The following is a 17,386-nucleotide window of genomic DNA, read 5'->3' as shown; positions in this document are numbered from 1 at the left end:
CGACGGCCTCGGGGGAACGTGGCCCGGCCCGCCGGAGTCCATCGCACAGCACCCACGGCACAGCACTTATGCGTATCGTCACTCTGCTACTCGCTGCACTGCTGCTGGCACCGCCGCCCGCGGCGGCCCAGCTCGACCTCTCGCTCCCGGACATGGGCACACCGGCGGCCGACGTGCTCTCGCCGACGGACGAGGCGCGCATCGGGGAGCAGATGATGCGCGAGATCCGGCGTGAGGTGGATCTGGTCGAGGATCCGGCGGTAGCCGCCTACGTGCGCGACCTCGGCCGGCGCATCGCCGGGAGCAGCAGCGCCCCGGCCGGTGAGTACCAGTTCTTCGTCATCGACGACCCGCGCATCAACGCCTTTGCCATGCCCGGCGGCTACATCGGGCTCCACAGCGGCCTGATCACGGCCGCGCGCACGGAAAGCGAGCTCGCCTCGGTCATCGCCCACGAGCTCGCCCACGTCACCCAGCGGCACATCGCCCGGCGCATCGCCGCCGGCCAGCAGTCCAGCCTGCGCACCGCGGCACTGGTCCTCGCGGGGCTGCTGCTCAGCACCCAGGACCCCCAGGCCGGCATGGCCGCCGCCACCTCCGGCATGGCCAGCGGCATCGAGAGCCAGCTCGCCTATTCCCGGGACCACGAACGGGAGGCGGACCGGGTCGGCCTGCGCATGCTCGCGGACGCCGGTTTCGACCCAGAGGGCATGCCGGACTTCTTCGCCACCCTGCTGGAGAGCGGACGCTACCGCAGCGCCCCGCCCCCGTTCCTGAGCACCCACCCCCTTACCGAGGCGCGCATCGCCGATGCCCGTTCCATCGCGCGGGAGATGACGGTGTCCGATCCCTTCGAGAGCCCGGGCTTTGCACTGATGCGCGCCCGGCTCGAGGCCCTGCTCGCCGAGGATCCGGACGAGGCGCTGGCCCGCTTCCGGGCCCGCCTCGAGAAGTCCGGGGACGACCCCGGCGCGCAGTACGGGCTGGCTGTGCTGCAGCGGCGCCTCGGAGAGACCGAGGCCGCCAGCGAGCGCCTGCGGGCACTGCTCGCACAGGACGGCGAGCATGCGGCCTACTACCTGGCGCTGGCGGAGACCGCCAGCGCAGCCGAGCGCAGCGAGGAGGCACTGGACTGGCTCGAGGAGGGGCTCAGCCTGTTCCCCGAGGATCCTGCCCTCGCCTATCGCCGGGTGGAGATCCTGCTCGCGGCCGGCCGCCCCGCCCAGGGGCTGGCCGTGGCGAGCCAGCTGACCCGCGACAATCCCGACGCCCCGGAACTCTGGCGGCTGCGGGCCCGCGCGGCCAGCGCCGCCAACGACGAGGCCGAGTCCGCCCTGTCCATGGCCCAGTACTACGCCGTCCAGGGCGACCTGCGGGCGGGCCTCTCGCAGCTGGACCGGATCAGTCCATCGGCCTCGGGCAGCCAGCGCGCGCGGGCCGATGCCCTGCGCGAGCGCTGGGAGTCGGCCATCGCCCCGCCCGGGTAGCCGGCACCCGGGTGCTGCTGCGCATCGGTGCGGCCACCCGCCCAGTGGTAGGATGTCGGCCTCTCTGGCTGGGGACACTCATGACGGCGCAGAGCGGCGAACGCCTGGGCAGCTGGGCCGAGATGCTGGAGGCGCTGTGGCCGAACACCGCCGACCCGCTCGGGGTATGGCGGCTGTTCGAGGACAGTGCCGAGGCGCTGCGCGCGGGTGACGGCCAGAGCGCGGCCGAGCGGGTGGAAGCGGCGCTGGCAGCCGCGCGCGAGCGCCAGGACGCCGGCGCCGAGACACTGCACACCGGGGTCGCGCGCTGGCTGGAGGCCATGGAGGCCCTGGCGCAGGCCAGCCCCCTCGGACGGGAGGGACTGCCGCCCCTCGGGCCGGGCGGCGCGCGCAGCGAACGCTATGCGCGCCTGCCGGTGCAGCTGCAGGCTTACCGCTCGGCCCTGGCCACCTACCTCGACCGGGTAACCGTGCTCACCGGCGAATGCGTCGGTGCCTACCGGCGCGCGCTGGATGAGGCACCGCCGGACGCCGATGCCCTCACCCTGGCCCGGCTGTGGTGCGACACCGCCGAGCCGCGGTACGAGCGCTGGCTCGCCGAGGACGCAACCCAGTCCGCCATGGCCGCCCTTGTGAACCGCTGGAGCGAGCTGACGGGCACGCTGCGCAGCATTACCGACGACGGCCTCGAGGCCCTGGGCCTGCCCTCGGCGCGTGGCCTGGACGACCTCGCCGCCGAGCTGCAGCGGCAGCGTCGGCGGCACCGCCGCGACATCACCGCGCTGCGCGAGGAGATCCACGCCCTGCGCCGGGAGATGGCCGGGGAACCCCCAGGGCAATGACCGCGGCGGACGCCTCCCTGCAACGCCTGGCCCGGGCGGTCGGCCGGCTAGGTCGCCTGCCGGAACCGGGCGAGGGCGTCACCCCTGCCGTGCGCGCCGGCGAGACCGAGAACGCGGTGCTCCACCGCTACGGCGAGGCAGGCGCCACCCCGCTGCTGGTGGTGTATTCCCTGGTCAACCGGCCGCATCTGCTGGACCTGAGCGCCGAGCGATCAGTGCTGCGCCGGCTGGCTGCCGGGGGCCATAGCGTGTACCTGCTGGACTGGCATCCACCCGGTCCCGCGCGCCGGTTTCTGGGCCTGGAGGACTACATCCTCGGCGACCTGACCGAGGCGGTGGCGCACATTGCCGGCCGCCACGGCGGGCAGCGCCCGCATCTTCTCGGCGTCTGCCAGGGTGGCGTGCTGGCCCTCTGCCATGCCGCCCTGGCACCGGCCAGCGTCCGCAGCCTTACCCTGCTCGCCACGCCCGTGGATACCGGCACGCCGGGGGACCCGCTGGCGCGGCTCGCCCGCGGCATCGACTTCGATGCCCTGGTCGGCGCCGCGGGCAATCCGAGCGGACCGGGCCTCGCCGCGGTGTTCTCCGCGCTCAAGCCTTTCGCCCTCGGCATCGAGCGCTACGCCGGCCTCGCCCGGCTCGCCGATGCCGACGACGAGACGCTCGCGGAGTTCCTGCGCATGGAGCGCTGGATGTACGACGGCCCGGACCAGGCCGGCCAGGCCTTTGCCCAGTTCGCGCGCGACATCTACCAGCGCAATGCCCTCGCCCAGGGCGAGCTGCGTCTGGATGGCATGCCGGTGCGGCCGGAGGCGGTGCGCTGCCCGGTATTCAACGCCTACGCCCTGGACGACCATCTGGTGCCCCCGGCGGCGGCGCGGGCCGTGACGGAGCTGGTGCGCGGCCCCTGCCGCGACCACGCCCTGCCCGGCGGTCACCTGGGGCTCTTCATCGGCGGCCGCGCCCATCGCGAGCTGTATCCGGCGCTCGTCGATTGGCTGCACACCGCTGGACCTGACCAGCCCGCGCAATGACTGCCGGGCCGCTGCTGCGACGCAGCAACGAAAACCCTTGCGGAGCAGGGGTCTGCAGCTACAATGCCCAGCAGTAAACACAGCCCGGGTCGATAAGAGAGTGCCGATCGAGGCACCAGGAAACCCCAGGTGCGTGCGGCCGGGAGGAGGAGAGGCGGCTGCCGCCATAACAACACGAGCGAAGGCAGCCATCGCCCCCGAAGCGCTCCAAATCGGACGAGCTGAGCCCTGATCAGACGGGTCCGAGGAGAAGAGCGCCTTGACTCAACGGGGAGACCAGGTCTCCCGTTTTTTTCCCCGGCCGATGTTGCTCTGCAACACCGGCCGGCTTGGCTTACCGGGCCTGCCGCCGCTGACGTCGGCAGGCCGGCCATCCGGGTGCGTGCTTAGAAGCTGCAGAACAGCGCGCCGTTCACCGGAATGTTGGCGCCGTTGATGTAGCCGGCCTCATCCGCCACCAGGAAGGCCACCGCACGGGCGATATCCTGCGGCTCGCCGAGGCGGCCGGCGGGGATCTGGCCGATGATCGCCTCGCGCACCTTATCCGGAATCGCGTCGGTCATGGACGTGCGCACATAGCCCGGGGAGACCGTGTTGACGGTGACACCCTTCGGCGCGCTTTCCTTCGCCAGCGCCATGGTGAAGCCATGCATGCCCGCCTTGGCGGCGGAGTAGTTGGTCTGGCCGAACTGCCCGGTCTGCCCGTTCACCGAGGAGATGTTCACGATGCGGCCGAAGCCGCGCTCGCGCATGCCGGTGACGAACTGACGGGTCACGTTGAAGGCGCTGTTCAGGTTGACGTCGATCACCGAGCGCCAGTTGTCCGCATCCATCTTGTGCAGGAAGGCGTCGCGGGTGATGCCCGCCACGTTCACCAGCACGTCGACGCTGCCGAACTCGGCCTCCACCTCGGTGGCCATGCGGGCGCAGGCGTCGAAATCGGCGACGTTGCACTGCACCCAGCCGATATCGTGTCCTTCCTCGCGCAGAGCGGCCGCCCAGGCTTCGACGCCTTCGGCTTCAGGGTTTACGCAGGTGGTCACTACGCGGTAGCCCCCGCTGGAGAGCTGCCGGCAGATCTCCGTGCCGATACCCCCGTTACCCCCCGTCACCAGCGCGACTCGCTCCGTCATGTTGCAACCTCCGAACCCTGTGGACGGATGCCCTGCAGCATCCCCGAGATGACGCGCCGCGGAAGAGCCGGAAATCCGCTTTTCAGGCGGCATTCAGGAACTTGTGCGACGCACAATTGTGGCGTCGCATCATAGAGACAGCATTGGGAGGTGTCAATGCGGAGGAATCCGGCATGCCTGCAGCATGCCGGATGTTGCGCAGCCGCCTCAGCCGCGTCGGCGGCGACTCTCGCCCTTGCTGCGCTTGGACTCCGGAGGGGTCTCTCGGTCGCTGCCGGCGTCCTTTCCGCCCTGCTCGTCCTCTTCGCCGTTCTTCTCCCCGCCGAGGCCGCTCATCGCCTGCCACATGGAGAGATTGCGCTCGGCGATCTGGGTAAGCATCTGCATGGGATTGGTGTCCATGAAGTGCCGGGTGCGCTCACGGAACACCCGTTGCTGCTCGGACCACAGCTCCATGCTCTTTTCCAGATAGCTGGTGAGCATGTTCTGCATGTTGCCGCCATAGGCACGGATGATCTGGGCCAGCAGCTCGCTGGAGAAGATGGGCTCGCCACCCTCCTCCTCCTCACTGATGATCTGCAGCAGGATGGTGCGGGTCAGGTCCGCGCGGGTCTTGGCGTCCACCACCTGGAAGTCGACGCCGTCCAGCACCAGACGCTTGACGTCGGCCAGCGTGATATAGCTGCTGATCGCCGTGTCGTAGAGCCGGCGGTTCGGATATTTCTTGATCAGCCGCGTTTCAGACATGGAATCGGGTGTTCCCTGGCCAGGCCCGGCCGGCGGCTGCGCGCCGACCGGGCAGAAGGGTCTTCAGCTCGCCTTCCTCACCGATTCACGCCTGCGGGCGCGGATCCGGCGGGCGGGCCCGCGTAGCGCTCGCTTCGCGCATCGGCAAGCAAGGCGGGCTAGCGCTCGACGGCGAGAGCGACGCCCTGGCCGCCACCGATGCACAGCGTCGCCAGGCCCTTGCTGACGTCCCGCCGGCGCATCTCGTAGAGGAGCGTCACCAGGATGCGCGCACCGGAGGCACCAATCGGGTGACCGATGGCAATGGCGCCGCCATTGACGTTGACCTTTTCCATGTCCCAGCCGAGCTCCTTGCTCACCGCCAGCGCCTGGCCGGCGAACGCCTCGTTGGCCTCGATCAGGTCGAGCTCGTCGATGCCCCAGCCGGCCCGCTCCAGGCAGCGGCGGGTCGCCGGCACCGGGCCGGAGCCCATGATCGATGGCTCCACGCCGGCGTTGGCGTACGCACGCACCCGTGCCAGCGGCTCCAGGCCCAACGCCCTGGCCTGACTCGCGGACATCATCAGCAGCGCAGCGGCGCCGTCGTTGATGCCGGAGGCGTTGCCGGCAGTCACGCTGCCATCCTTCGCGAATGCGGGGCGCAGCTTGGAGAGGCCTTCGGCGGTGACGCCGTGGCGCGGGAATTCGTCCTCGTCGAAGATGACCGGGTCGCCCTTGCGCTGCGGGATCTCGATGGGAATGATCTCGTCACGGAAGCGCCCGGCCTTCTGCGCGGCCTCCGTCAGCTGCTGGGAGCGGGCCGCGAACTCGTCCTGCTCCTCGCGGCTGATGCCGTGCTTCTGCACCAGATTCTCCGCGGTAACGCCCATGTGGTAATCGTTGAAGGCGTCCCACAGGCCGTCCTTGATCATCGTGTCCTCGAGCTTCCAGTCACCCATGCGCTGGCCGGTGCGGGACTTGGGCAGCGCGTGGGGCGCCGTGCTCATGGACTCCTGGCCGCCGGCGATGATGACGCTGGCATCGCCGAGCTTGATCGCCTGGCTCGCCAGGTGGGTGGCCTTCAGGCCGCTGCCGCAGACCTTGTTGATGGTCATGGCCGGGCAGGTCACCGGCAGGCCGGCGTGAATCGCCGCCTGGCGGGCCGGGTTCTGGCCCGCGGCGGCGGTGAGCACCTGGCCGAAGATCACCTCCTCGACCTGCTCGCCGTCGACGCCGGAGCGCTCGAGCACGCCGCGGATCACCTGCGCGCCGAGCTCCACTGCGGTCACCTGGCCCAGCGCCCCGCCGAATGCTCCGACCGCGCTGCGCCCGGCCGCTACGATAACGACGTCTTCCATTGCTGCTCTCCCCGTTGCTTGGCTGCCGGCGCCAGGCGCCGGATGGGCTCCCGACCGTGCTCGGTCGGCTTTTGCGTCACTGCATCATATCAGCGTCAGCCGGGGGTTGCCGATGCGCAGCACAGCCGTTCGGCGGCCATCCAGTGTCCCGTTTCGCCAGTTCCTTCTCACTCTGCGTGCCGCTGCTGCGCGCTCGCAAGGCGGCGGCGCGCCGGCGTGGCCGGGTCACGTCAAGCGACGCCAACGCCGCGAGCGCGCAGCAGCGGCACGCCCGGAGGGAGGCCCGCAGCGGCGCCAGCGCGGCGTTGCCCCTCCTCGACGTAGGCCTCGCTACGCCGTCGTCGGGGCGCCTGGCGCTGGCGCCGCTGCGGGCCTCAGAGTGAGAAGGAACAGGCGAAACGGGACACGTGGATCAGTCGCCGAAAGGCCGCCGCCTTGGTCTCGGTCTCGGCGAATTCGGCGGCACACTCGGAGTCCGCCACCAGGCCGCCCCCTGCCCGGTACTCGAGCCGGCCGTCGCGGACGGTGGCGGTGCGGATGGCGATGCTCGTGTCCATGGCGCCGTCGAAACCGAGGTAGCCGATGGCGCCGCAGTAGACGCCACGCGGCCCCCCTTCCAGCTCCTCGATGATCTCCATCGCCCGGTACTTGGGCGCCCCCGTGATGGAGCCGCCGGGCAGGCAGTCCCGCAGCAGGTCGGTGGCATGGCGTCCGGGGGCGAGGCGACCGGTGACCGCGCTGACCATATGGTGCACCGTGGCAAAGCTTTCCACGGCGCACAATTCGGGGACCCGGATGCTGCCGGTGGCACAGCTGCGCCCAAGATCATTGCGCAGCAGATCGACGATCATCACGTTCTCGGCCCGATCCTTGCTGCTGTCGGTGAGCGCCGCCCGGGCCGCGGCGTCGCTCGCCGGGTCGCTGCCGCGCGCCCGGGTGCCCTTGATCGGCCGCGTCTCCACCTGGCCGTCGCGCAGGGCGAGGAAGCGCTCCGGCGAGCCGCTCAGCACAGGCCCGCCTGGCAGCTCCAGGTAGGCGGCGAACGGCCCGCCGGCAAGACGCCGGAAGGAGCGGTAGGCGGCCAGGAGGTCTCCGCTCACCGGCGCCTGGAAGCGGCGCGCGAGATTGACCTGGTAGCAGTCGCCGTCGCGGATGTAGCGCGCCACACGGCGGAAGGCCTCGCGGTAGCCGGCCTCCCCGGGCGTCGCCGCCACCGGCCCCGTGGACGCCCAGTCTCCTACCGCCCCAGGTGGGGCACCCGCGCGCAGGGTCGCCATCAGGCCGGCTGGCGGCGCACCCCTTAGCGAGGCCCGGCGCTCGTGGTGATCCATGACCAGCGCCCAGTCGTAGAGGCCCACTGCCATCTCGGGGCCATCCGGCAGCGCCGGCTGCTGCCCCTGCAACCGCCGGCCGAGCTCGTAGCCGAAGTAGCCGATAGCGCCACCAGAGAACGGCGGCGCGCTCGCCGGGCGTTTGGGCCCCAGCCGCTCGGCGAGCAGCGCCAGCGGGTCTGCGTCGCTCGTACGCGCGGCACCCGCGCGCGGCGTGATGCGGGTGCGACCGCCGACGCTCACGAGCAATTCCCGGGGATCGGCGCTCATGATGCTGAAGCGCCCGCCGGCCTCGCCGTCCAGCCATACCGCATGCGGCCAGCCGCCCCGCAGGGCGGCAAAGGTCTGTACCGGATCGGATGGATACGGTAGCGTATGGTCGTGCATGATCATCGCCCGGACGCCAAGACGGGCAGTGTATCAGGGGGTTGCGGGCGACGCCGCAGCCCCGAGTGAGGAGAGCAAGGCATGACCGGCGTCGAGCAACCCATGGCGGGCGCATCGGCACCCTCGCGTGCCGTGGGCGGCTACGACGAGCCGTTCCGCCCGCGGGCCGAGGCGAGCCTGGATGAGCTCGTGCGCGGCACGGCGCAGCGCTACTCACGCGCCCCGGCGTTCTCCGTGTGCCTCGACAACGGCCTTACCGGCACCCTCGATTTCGCTACCGTCGACCGTCTGGCCGACGCCTTCGCCGCCTGGCTGCAGCATGACGCCGGCATCCGTCCCGGTGACCGGGTCGCGGTGCAGACGCCGAACTGCCTCGGCTATCCCGTGGCCGCCTTCGGCATACTGCGCGCCGGCGCGGTGCTCGTTAACGTCAACCCGCTCTACACCGCGCCGGAGATGCGCCATCAGCTCACCGACGCCGGCGCCCGCGTGCTGGTGATCATCGACCTGTTCGCCGACAAGCTCGCCGAGGCCCTCGAGGGCACCGCGGTGGAGCGGGTGGTCACCCTCGGCATCGCCGACCTGATGCCGCCCCCCCGACGCTGGCTGGTGCATGCGGTGCTGCGCCATGTCCGCCGCGAGCGCCCGCCTCAGCCAGCGGGCGCAGCCCCCTTCCGGCAGGCGCTGCGGCGCGGTGCCCGGTACCCGCTGCAGACGGTGAGCCTGACCCCGCAGGACCTCGCCCTGCTCCAGTACACCGGCGGCACCACCGGGGTCGCCAGGGGCGCGGCGCTGACCCACGGCAACCTGCTGGCGAATCTCGCCCAGGTGGACACGGTGGCGGGACCGGCGATCCGCCGCGGCGAGGACGTGGTCCTGACCGCCCTGCCGCTCTACCACATCTTCGCCTTCACCTTTAACCTCCTGGTCTTTTTCGCGGCGGGCTGCCACAACGTGCTCTGCCCCTCGCCGCGGCCACCGTCGAAGTTGCGGCGGGCCTTCGAGCGCTTTGCAGTAACCAAGTTCTCCGGGGTCAACGCCCTGTTCCAGGGCCTGCTGCGCGAGCCGTGGTTCCGCGCCAGCCCGCCCACCAGCATCGATCTCAGCATCGCCGGCGGCACCGCGCTGCATCCCCAGGTGGCCACCGAGTGGCACTCGCTCGTGGGCAGCCCGATCTGCGAGGGCTACGGGCTCTCGGAGACGAGCCCGGTGGTCACGGTCAACCCGCCCCGCGGCGAGGTGCGCCTCGGCACCATCGGACTGCCGCTACCCGGCACCGAGGTGCGGCTGGTCGGCGATGACGGCACCGAGGCCGCGCCCGGTCGGCCCGGCGAGCTGCTGGTACGCGGACCGCAGGTGATGCAGGGGTACTGGCAGCGCCCGCAGGAGACCGCCCAGGCACTGGAGGACGGCTGGCTGCACACCGGCGATATCGCCGTCCTCGACGAGCGCGGCTATCTGCGCATCGTGGACCGCCGCAAGGACATGATCGACGTCAGCGGCTTCAACGTCTTCCCGGCGGAGGTGGAGAACGTGCTGCTGACCCATCCCAGGGTGCTCGAGGCCGCCGTGGTCGGGCAGCCGGCGATGGAAGGGGGCGAACAGGTGGTGGCCTACATCGTCGCCGACGGCAACGACCTCGAGCCCGACGCCCTGCGCGAGTGGTGCCGGCACAGCCTGACCGCCTACAAGGTGCCGCGCCGGATCCAGTTCCTGCCGGAGCTGCCGAAAACGCCCGTGGGCAAGGTCCTGCGCCGGGCGCTGCGCGAGAAGCAGCCCTGACCCATACCAATCGTTTCGGAAGTGTTGTCAGGTCTCAGCCGCCGATGAGCAGCTTCTGCACCTCGGCGATCTCCTCCCGCGCTTCCTCGAGGATCGGCTCCTGCTGGGTGACGCCGGCGGCGGCAAGGCCGAGGCGCGCCGCCACCGGCAGGCCGTCAAGATCCGGATAGCGGCCGGCATCCGGCGTGCCGGCGTAGGTCTGCAGCTGGGCGGCGATGACGAGGTCGGCGTAGTCTGCCTTGCCCTCCCCGGCGCGGGTCCAGTCCTCGGCATCCAGCACCACTGCAATCATGTCGTCGGGGAAGTTCCAGCGCCGCAGGATCATCGAGCCAACGTCGCCGCGGTAGCGGCCGATGGCCTCCTCGAGACGCGTCGGGTCTTCGGCCAGCTCGGGGTAGTCGCCCGCGTGGCCGATCATCGGCACCACGCCGATGTCGTGCACCAGCCCGGCCAGCAGCGCCCGGTCCGGATCGAAGCCGCTGCCCAGGCGCCGGGCCAGCACCGCCGCCACCGAGGCCACCAGCGTGCTGTGCATCCACAGCTCCACCATGCGCCGGTTGAGCAGCGGATGGCGGGTCTTGAAGACCTCGCGCATGGTCACCGCCATCACCAGCTCGCGGACGTTGCGCAGGCCGAGCCGCACCACCGCCTGGTTGAGGCTGTCCACCGAGCGCTGGCCGCCGTAGAGCGCGCTGTTCGCCGCCTGCAGCACGCGCGCGGCGACCACCGGATCGGCCTGGATGATCTTGGTGACCGTGGCGGCGTTGCTCTTCTCGTCGCTCACCGCCTGGCGCACGCGTACGGCGATGTCCGGCATGCTCGGCAGCTCGAGACGGTCCTCCATGAGATCCTGCACGAGCCCGGCGAACAGCCCGTCGGCGCCAGCGCTGTCCCCCCCGACGGCACCGACCTCGTAGTCCGGCAGCCGCTGGCTCTCCAGCTGCTCCAGCACCCGCGAGCGGGCAAGGCGAATCAGGCGCACCTCGGTGCGGGCGAGCGCGTTGACGGCATAGGGCGCCTCGAAGCCGAGCGGCTCCTCGGCGACGGCCACGTCGCCCATGCCGACGACGCTGCGCTGGCCGCCGTCGGCATCCACGAGGATCACCTCGCCGGAGAGGACGTAGTAGAGCCAGTCCTCCTCCTGGCCGGCACGGAAGATGACGCTGCGCCCGCCCACGTCCACCAGCTCGGCCTCGGCGGCCAGGGTCTGCAGGCCGTCGTCGTCCAGCTCCCGCAGCGGTACCACCGTCTCCAGCAGTTGCGGCGCGACTCCAGTGCTCATCGTTATCGGCAACCCCCAGCATGAGAACCCGTTCGACCCATCTTCTGCCCGGATGGGTATCCTGCTCGACATTAGCACAGGGCCCGGGCCCGCCGGCGGCCATGCATCCCGCGTCCGTGCCCACTGATCGCCATATCGGCAAGGGAGGCCAATGCCTGAGTCATCGCCGTCCCCACCCGGCGGCGCCCTGGCCCGCCGGGCCTGGCGCTGGCTACCCGGACGCCGGCCGCTGCTGCTCGCCCTGCAGGGCGGCGGTGCCCACGGGGCCTTCACCTGGGGCGTGCTCGACCGGCTGCTGGAGGAGCGGGACGTGCGCCTGGCGGCGCTGAGCGGCGCCAGCGCCGGGGCGCTTAACGCCGCCGTGACCGCCAGCGGCTGGACCCGGGGGGGGCGCCGAGGGCGCCCGCGAAGCCCTCGCTGCCTTCTGGCGGCGAGTCAGCGACGCCGCGCGCAGCACCGGCATGGCGGCGAGCGGCCTGCTCGCCGGCGACCAGAGCCCGGCCCTGGTGATGCTGCGCACGGTCTCCCGGATGGCCTCGCCCTATCAGCTGAATCCCGGTGGCTTCAACGCCCTGGCCGGGGTTCTCGCCGACAGTGTCGACTTCGATGCCCTGCGCCACCCGAGCGCGCCCCGGCTGTTCGTTTCCGCCACCAGCGTGCACAGTGGCCGCCTGCGGCTGTTCGGCAACCGCGACGTCACCAGCGAGGCGCTGCAGGCCTCCGCCTGCCTGCCCATGCTGTTCCAGGCCGTGGCCATCGACGGCGAGTACTACTGGGACGGCGGCTACAGCAGCAATCCGCCGCTGCTGCCGCTGCTGCGCGCCGGCGGCAGCCGGGACCTGATGCTGGTGCAGCTGAAGGAGAGCTGGAGCGAGACCGTGCCCACCACCGCCGAGGAGATCACGCTGCGCGCGAGCGACCTCACCTTCAACGCCGGGCTGCTGCGCGAGCTCGAGCTCTGCGCCGAACTCCGGCCGTGGCTCGCCCGCCGCACCCGCCTGCACCGCATCAGCGCCGACGACGCCTTCACCGGCTTCGGCCAGGCCAGCTCGATGAACGCCGACTGGGGCTTCCTCACTCAGCTCCACGCCCGCGGCCGCGACCGCGCCGATGCCTGGCTCGCCAACCACCGCCACGCCCTCGGCCGCCACGCCACCCTCCCGTGGACCGACTTCCGCGTCCCCGGGCTTGGGGGGTAGCTGCCGATTCCCAGGGTAGGGTTCAACACAACGACACAACGAACACAACGGAGCACAACGAAGAGCAATTGGCTTGCGAGGCAGGTGACCGGAATCATCCGACGGCAGTCCCACAGCCAGTCCCTCACCTCTGACGTTGTGCATCGTTGTGCCCGTTGTGTCGTTGTGTTCAACCCGACCCTCGAAGGCATCGCCTGCACAGGAGGACTCGCCATCCGGCGCAAGGCCCGCTCATGCTAGGCTTGCGGGCTTGAAGGCAGGCTGTCGAGCCGAGCGGGGAGGACCATGGCCGGACACAGCAAGTGGGCGAATATCCAGCACCGCAAGAAGGCGCAGGACGCCAAGCGGGGCAAGATCTTCACCAAGATGATCCGGGAGATCACGGTGGCCGCGCGCCAGGGCGGGGACGACCCGGACGCCAACCCGCGGCTGCGGCTCGCCATCGACCGCGCGCTCGCGGTGAACATGCCGAAGGACAAGATCGAGCGCGCCGCCGCCCGCGGCGCCGGGACCGACGACGGCGCCGCCTACGAGGAGGCCCGGTTCGAGGGCTACGGCCCGGGCGGTGTGGCGATCATGGTCGACTGCATGACCGACAACCGCAATCGCACCGTGAGCGAGGTCCGCCACGCCTTCAGCAAGCACGGCGGCAACCTCGGCACCGACGGCTGCGTGGCCTTCCTGTTCCAGCAACGGGGCGTGCTGCTGTTCCCCCCGGGCACCGACGAGGACGCCCTGATGGAGGCCGCCCTGGAGGCCGGCGCCGAGGACGTGGTCAGCAACGACGACGGCTCCTTCGAGGTGCTGACCGCCCCGGAGGCGTTCACGGCGGCGCGCGAGGCCCTGACCGCCGCCGGCCTCGAGCCGGCGGATGCCGAGGTGACCATGCGCCCGGAGACCACGGTCGCCGTGGGCGAGGACGAGGGCGCGAAGACCCTGCGCCTGATCGAGCGCCTCGAGGACCTGGACGACGTCCAGCACGTCTACACCAATGCGGACGTTCAGGCCTCCGCCTACGAGGAGGCCTGAACGCACCGTGGGCAACGCCGGGCCGCGCCGCATCCTCGGCATCGACCCCGGCTCCCGGCGCACCGGCTTCGGCGTGCTGGAGCTGCATGGCGGGCAGAGCCGGTATGTCGCCAGCGGCGTCATCCAGGCCGGTGACGGGGCCTTCCCGGGGCGGCTGCGCACCATCTTCGAGGGTCTGGGCGCCCTCATCGCCGAGCATGGCACCGGCGAGGCGGCCATCGAGCAGGTGTTCGTCAACCGCAACGCCGACTCCGCCCTCAAGCTGGGGCAGGCCCGGGGTGCGGCCATCTGCGCCTGCGCCAGCCACGGTCTGCCGGTGAGCGAGTACGGCCCGCGGGCGGTAAAGCAGGCGCTGGTGGGCGGCGGCGCCGCCGACAAGCGCCAGGTGGCCTATATGGTGCGGATGATCCTCGGCCTCGAGGGCCGGCTGCAGGAGGACGCGGCGGACGCGCTCGCGATCGCCCTCTGCCACGCCCAGCACGATCGCATGGCGGCGCGGCTCGCCGCGCGCTGAACCGACGGGAGAGAGTAGAGCGCCATGATCGGCCGCCTGCAGGGCACCCTCATCGACAAGCAGCCGCCCTGGCTGCTGGTGGACGTGCAGGGCGTGGGCTATGAGGTCGAGGCACCCATGTCCACGTTCTATGAGCTGCCGGCCGCCGGCGAGCGGGTAACCCTGCGCGTGCACCTCGCCATGCGAGACGAGGCTCCGGTGCTGTTCGGCTTCCTGACCGAGGCCGAGCGGGCGCTGTTCCGCAGCCTGATCCGGGTGAGCGGCGTTGGCCCGAAGCTGGCTCTGGGCCTGCTGTCCGGCATCAGCGCCGGCGAGTTCCGGCGTTGTGTGCAGCAGCGGGACACGGCCACTCTCACCAGGCTGCCAGGCGTCGGGCGCAAGACCGCCGAGCGCCTGGTCATGGAGATGCAGGACCGCCTGGGCGCGGCCCCGGCAGCGGGCGGCGCCGGCATGCCGGGGGTAGCCCCGGCGGCACCCGCCGACGACGCCCGCAGCGAGGCGGCGAGCGCACTGGTGGCGCTCGGCTACAAGCCGGCCGAGGCCAGCCGGCTGCTGGACGGGCTGGACACCGAGGGGCAGAGCAGTGAGACGCTGATTCGCGCTGCCCTGCAGAAGGCGGTGCGCTGACCGGGAGTGGCGCGATGATCGAGAACGACCGCATCGTCAGCGGTGAGGCCAGCGGCGAGGACGAGGCCGTCGACCGGGCCATCCGGCCGCGCCGGCTGGCCGACTACGTCGGCCAGGCCGCGGTCCGGGAGCAGCTCGAGATCTTCGTCCACGCCGCGCGCGGGCGCGGCGAGGCCATGGATCACGTGCTGGTCTTCGGCCCCCCTGGCCTCGGCAAGACCACCCTCGCCCACATCATCGCCCACGAGCTCGGCGTGAACCTGCGCCAGACCTCGGGCCCGGTGATCGACCGCCCGGGGGATCTCGCCGCCCTGCTCACCAACCTCGAGCCCGGCGACGTGCTCTTCGTCGACGAGATCCACCGCCTCTCGCCGGTGGTGGAGGAGGTCCTCTACCCGGCCATGGAGGACTGCAAGATCGACATCCTCGTCGGCGAGGGCCCGGCGGCGCGCTCCATCAAGCTCGACCTGCCGCCGTTCACCCTGGTGGGCGCCACCACCCGCGCCGGCCTGCTGACCTCGCCCCTGCGGGACCGCTTCGGCATCGTGCAGCGGCTGGAGTACTACTCGGTGGAGGAGCTCACCGCCATCGTCGAGCGCTCGGCGAGCCTGCTCGCGCTGGCCATCGACGCCGGCGGCGCCGGCGAGATCGCACGCCGCTCCCGCGGCACTCCGCGCATCGCCAACCGGCTGCTGCGCCGGGTGCGCGATTACGCCGAGGTGCGCGCCGACGGGCGCATCAGCCTGGAAGTGGCCCGTGCCGCCATGGACCTGCTCAAGGTGGACGACAACGGCTTCGACATGCAGGACCGGCGCCTGCTGCTGGCCATCCTGGAGAAGTTCGACGGCGGGCCGGTGGGCGTGGAGAGCCTGGCCGCGGCCATCGGCGAGGAGCGCGGCACCATCGAGGACGTCATCGAGCCGTTCCTGATCCAGCAGGGCTATCTGCACCGCACCCCGCGCGGGCGCATGGCGACGCGCAACGCCTATCTGCACTTCGGCCGCACGCCCCCGCCGCGGGGCAACGAGGTGCTCCCGGACCTGTTCGCGGACGACTGACATGGCCGTGACCCTGGCACGGAGCTGACGGGCATGCGCCTGCCCGGTCTGCGTTCCACCCTTGGGCTGATCCTGGTCGGGTTCGGGGTCGTGGCCCTGCCGCTGCTGCTCGCGCTCGGCTTCGGCGGTGTCTACGTCGACCGGCTCTCGGAGCAGGCGCGCACCGCGGTCTACGACGCCGTACGCGCGGTGCAGAGCAGCCGCAGCCTGTCGGAATCGCTTACCGCCATGGAGCGGACCGCCCGCCAGTTCGTGCTGCTCGGCGACCCGGCGCTGTTCGACGTCTACCGTGAGAACCACGAACAGTTTCAGGGGCTGGTGGAGCGTCTCGCCCGCCTCAACCCGGAGCCCGCGCATCAGCAGCCCATCGCGGCGATCGGCGAGCGCGAGGAGGCCCTCTACCGCCGGCTGCGGAGCTTCGTCGTCCCCCCGCTCACCGCCTCCGGCCCGGAGCCGCCGCTGGTCGCCGCCCCACCCCTGCCGGCGGTAGAGGGCGGGGAACCGGCCTTCGGGCCGCCGAGCCAGGAGCAGCTCGGCGCCCTGTTCGCCGACCTGCGCACGCTGGCCGACGGCATCCGGGCCAACAGCAGCGAGCTCATCGACCGCGAGGTGGACGTCCTCCAGCGCACCGCGGCCACCGCCCAGCAGTGGCTGTTCTGGATGGCCATCGCCCTGATCCCGCTGACGCTGGTCTCCTCCGGGCTCTTTACCGTGCTCATCTCGCGCCCGGTACGGCAGGTCAACCAGGCCATTCGCCAGCTCGGCGACGGCCGCTTCGAGCAGCCCATCCGCGTGCGCGGGCCGGACGACCTGCGTGCCGTGGGCGAGCGCCTGGAGTGGCTGCGCCAGCGGCTGATCGAGCTCGAGGCCCAGAAGACACGCTTCCTGCGCCACGTCTCCCACGAGCTGAAGACACCGCTCACCGCCATTCGCGAAAGCGGCGACCTGCTGCGCGAGGAGACAGTGGGCCCGCTCAACGCCGAGCAGCGCGAGATCGCGGAGATCCTCACCGACAGCGGCCGGCGGCTGCAGGGGCTGATCGAGGATCTGATCGATTTCTCGCGCACCCAGTCACAGCGTCCGAGCCTGAATGCTGAGAGCGTCTCGGCAGATTCCCTCGTGGACGCCGTGCTACAGGACCACAAGCCGGCAATCCGCAGCAAGGCCCTGGCGGTGGAGCTGGACACGGGGCAGTGCGAGCTCACCGCCGACCGCGGCAAGCTGCACACGGTGATCGACAATCTGGTCTCGAACGCGGTGCGCTTCTCTCCGGAGGGTGGGCGGCTGCGCATCGCTACCGCACAGACCGGGCACACGGCGACCATCGAGGTGGCGGACGAAGGGCCCGGCATACCGGAGGACGATCGCGATAGGATATTCGAGGCGTTCTATCAGGGGCGCACCCAGCCGAGGGGCTACGTGAAGGGGTCGGGGCTCGGACTGTCCATCGCGCGGGAGTACGTGATGGCGCATGGCGGCCGCCTGGAGGTGGTGGAGGGCCACGAGCGTGGTGCCTGCCTGCGCATCAGCCTGCCGCGCCAGCTGCCGGCAGTCCGGGAACAACGGGAATGAGGACCGCCGGCCGCGGCCGGCCGGG

The 17,386-nt window shown here is 71.3% G+C and carries 15 protein-coding genes and 1 pseudogene; 11 read left to right on the top strand and 5 right to left on the bottom strand.

Annotated features, from left to right (window positions below):
- Positions 1-68: 68 nt before the first annotated feature.
- The 3 genes from LMH63_RS03145 (at position 69) to LMH63_RS03135 (ending at position 3,363) form a co-directional block, all read left to right on the top strand.
- Positions 69-1,487 (top strand): M48 family metalloprotease, encoded by a 1,419-nt coding sequence (locus LMH63_RS03145; protein WP_109680308.1) that lies wholly within the window; start codon positions 69-71, stop codon positions 1,485-1,487.
- An 80-nt stretch (positions 1,488-1,567) separates the two neighbouring features.
- Positions 1,568-2,329, top strand: a complete 762-nt coding sequence (locus tag LMH63_RS03140; RefSeq protein ID WP_109680309.1) for a poly(R)-hydroxyalkanoic acid synthase subunit PhaE — start codon at positions 1,568-1,570, stop codon at positions 2,327-2,329.
- Complete coding sequence (locus LMH63_RS03135) at positions 2,326-3,363, top strand: alpha/beta fold hydrolase (RefSeq protein ID WP_109680310.1); 1,038 nt, start codon at positions 2,326-2,328, stop codon at positions 3,361-3,363. The genes LMH63_RS03140 and LMH63_RS03135 overlap by 4 nt, the downstream gene beginning before the upstream one ends.
- A gap of 386 nt (positions 3,364-3,749) precedes the next feature.
- On the opposite strand, the gene phbB is transcribed toward LMH63_RS03135, so the two are convergent.
- The 4 genes from phbB to pabB form a co-directional block, all read right to left on the bottom strand.
- Positions 3,750-4,496 carry an acetoacetyl-CoA reductase gene (gene phbB / locus LMH63_RS03130; protein WP_109680311.1) on the bottom strand — a complete coding sequence of 249 codons (747 nt, stop codon included), beginning with the start codon at positions 4,494-4,496 and terminating at the stop codon, positions 3,750-3,752.
- 207 nt (positions 4,497-4,703) lie between these two features.
- Positions 4,704-5,243, bottom strand: a complete 540-nt coding sequence (gene phaR / locus LMH63_RS03125) for a polyhydroxyalkanoate synthesis repressor PhaR (RefSeq protein ID WP_109680312.1) — start codon at positions 5,241-5,243, stop codon at positions 4,704-4,706.
- Positions 5,244-5,401: 158 nt separating this feature from the next.
- Entirely contained in the window at positions 5,402-6,580 is a 1,179-nt protein-coding gene (locus LMH63_RS03120; RefSeq protein WP_109680313.1) for an acetyl-CoA C-acetyltransferase, read from the bottom strand.
- Positions 6,581-6,954: 374 nt separating this feature from the next.
- The gene (gene pabB, locus LMH63_RS03115; protein WP_109680191.1) at positions 6,955-8,304 is read right to left on the bottom strand and encodes an aminodeoxychorismate synthase component I; all 1,350 of its coding nucleotides are present in this window, start codon (positions 8,302-8,304) and stop codon (positions 6,955-6,957) included.
- A 75-nt stretch (positions 8,305-8,379) separates the two neighbouring features.
- Between pabB and LMH63_RS03110 the strand changes: the two genes are divergently transcribed.
- Positions 8,380-10,080 (top strand): AMP-binding protein, encoded by a 1,701-nt coding sequence (locus tag LMH63_RS03110; RefSeq protein WP_229332710.1) that lies wholly within the window; start codon positions 8,380-8,382, stop codon positions 10,078-10,080.
- Positions 10,081-10,114: 34 nt separating this feature from the next.
- On the opposite strand, the gene LMH63_RS03105 is transcribed toward LMH63_RS03110, so the two are convergent.
- Entirely contained in the window at positions 10,115-11,362 is a 1,248-nt protein-coding gene (locus tag LMH63_RS03105; RefSeq protein ID WP_109680192.1) for an HDOD domain-containing protein, read from the bottom strand.
- A 151-nt stretch (positions 11,363-11,513) separates the two neighbouring features.
- Between LMH63_RS03105 and LMH63_RS19475 the strand changes: the two are divergent.
- From LMH63_RS19475 to LMH63_RS03075, 7 genes and pseudogenes are all read left to right on the top strand, one after another.
- Positions 11,514-11,693: pseudogene (locus tag LMH63_RS19475) on the top strand (hypothetical protein); the annotation flags it as partial.
- Between the two features lie 130 nt (positions 11,694-11,823).
- Entirely contained in the window at positions 11,824-12,561 is a 738-nt protein-coding gene (locus LMH63_RS03100) for a patatin-like phospholipase family protein (protein ID WP_229332709.1), read from the top strand.
- Between the two features lie 285 nt (positions 12,562-12,846).
- Positions 12,847-13,590 (top strand): YebC/PmpR family DNA-binding transcriptional regulator, encoded by a 744-nt coding sequence (locus LMH63_RS03095; protein ID WP_109680193.1) that lies wholly within the window; start codon positions 12,847-12,849, stop codon positions 13,588-13,590.
- A 7-nt stretch (positions 13,591-13,597) separates the two neighbouring features.
- Positions 13,598-14,104 (top strand): crossover junction endodeoxyribonuclease RuvC, encoded by a 507-nt coding sequence (gene ruvC, locus LMH63_RS03090; RefSeq protein WP_229332708.1) that lies wholly within the window; start codon positions 13,598-13,600, stop codon positions 14,102-14,104.
- A 24-nt stretch (positions 14,105-14,128) separates the two neighbouring features.
- Positions 14,129-14,731: a Holliday junction branch migration protein RuvA gene (ruvA, locus tag LMH63_RS03085; protein ID WP_109680195.1), complete on the top strand. Its 603-nt coding sequence runs from the start codon at positions 14,129-14,131 to the stop codon at positions 14,729-14,731.
- Between the two features lie 14 nt (positions 14,732-14,745).
- Positions 14,746-15,789 (top strand): Holliday junction branch migration DNA helicase RuvB, encoded by a 1,044-nt coding sequence (gene ruvB, locus LMH63_RS03080; protein WP_109680196.1) that lies wholly within the window; start codon positions 14,746-14,748, stop codon positions 15,787-15,789.
- Between the two features lie 33 nt (positions 15,790-15,822).
- Positions 15,823-17,361, top strand: a complete 1,539-nt coding sequence (locus LMH63_RS03075; RefSeq protein ID WP_229332707.1) for a HAMP domain-containing sensor histidine kinase — start codon at positions 15,823-15,825, stop codon at positions 17,359-17,361.
- Positions 17,362-17,386 lie beyond the last annotated feature (25 nt).

The organism is Spiribacter halobius (genome assembly GCF_020883455.1).
In the GTDB taxonomy this organism is placed as follows: Bacteria; Pseudomonadota; Gammaproteobacteria; order Nitrococcales; family Nitrococcaceae; genus Sediminicurvatus; species Sediminicurvatus halobius.
Note: the sequence above shows the minus strand (reverse complement) of the source record. Positions and strands in the feature narration are given on the sequence as shown.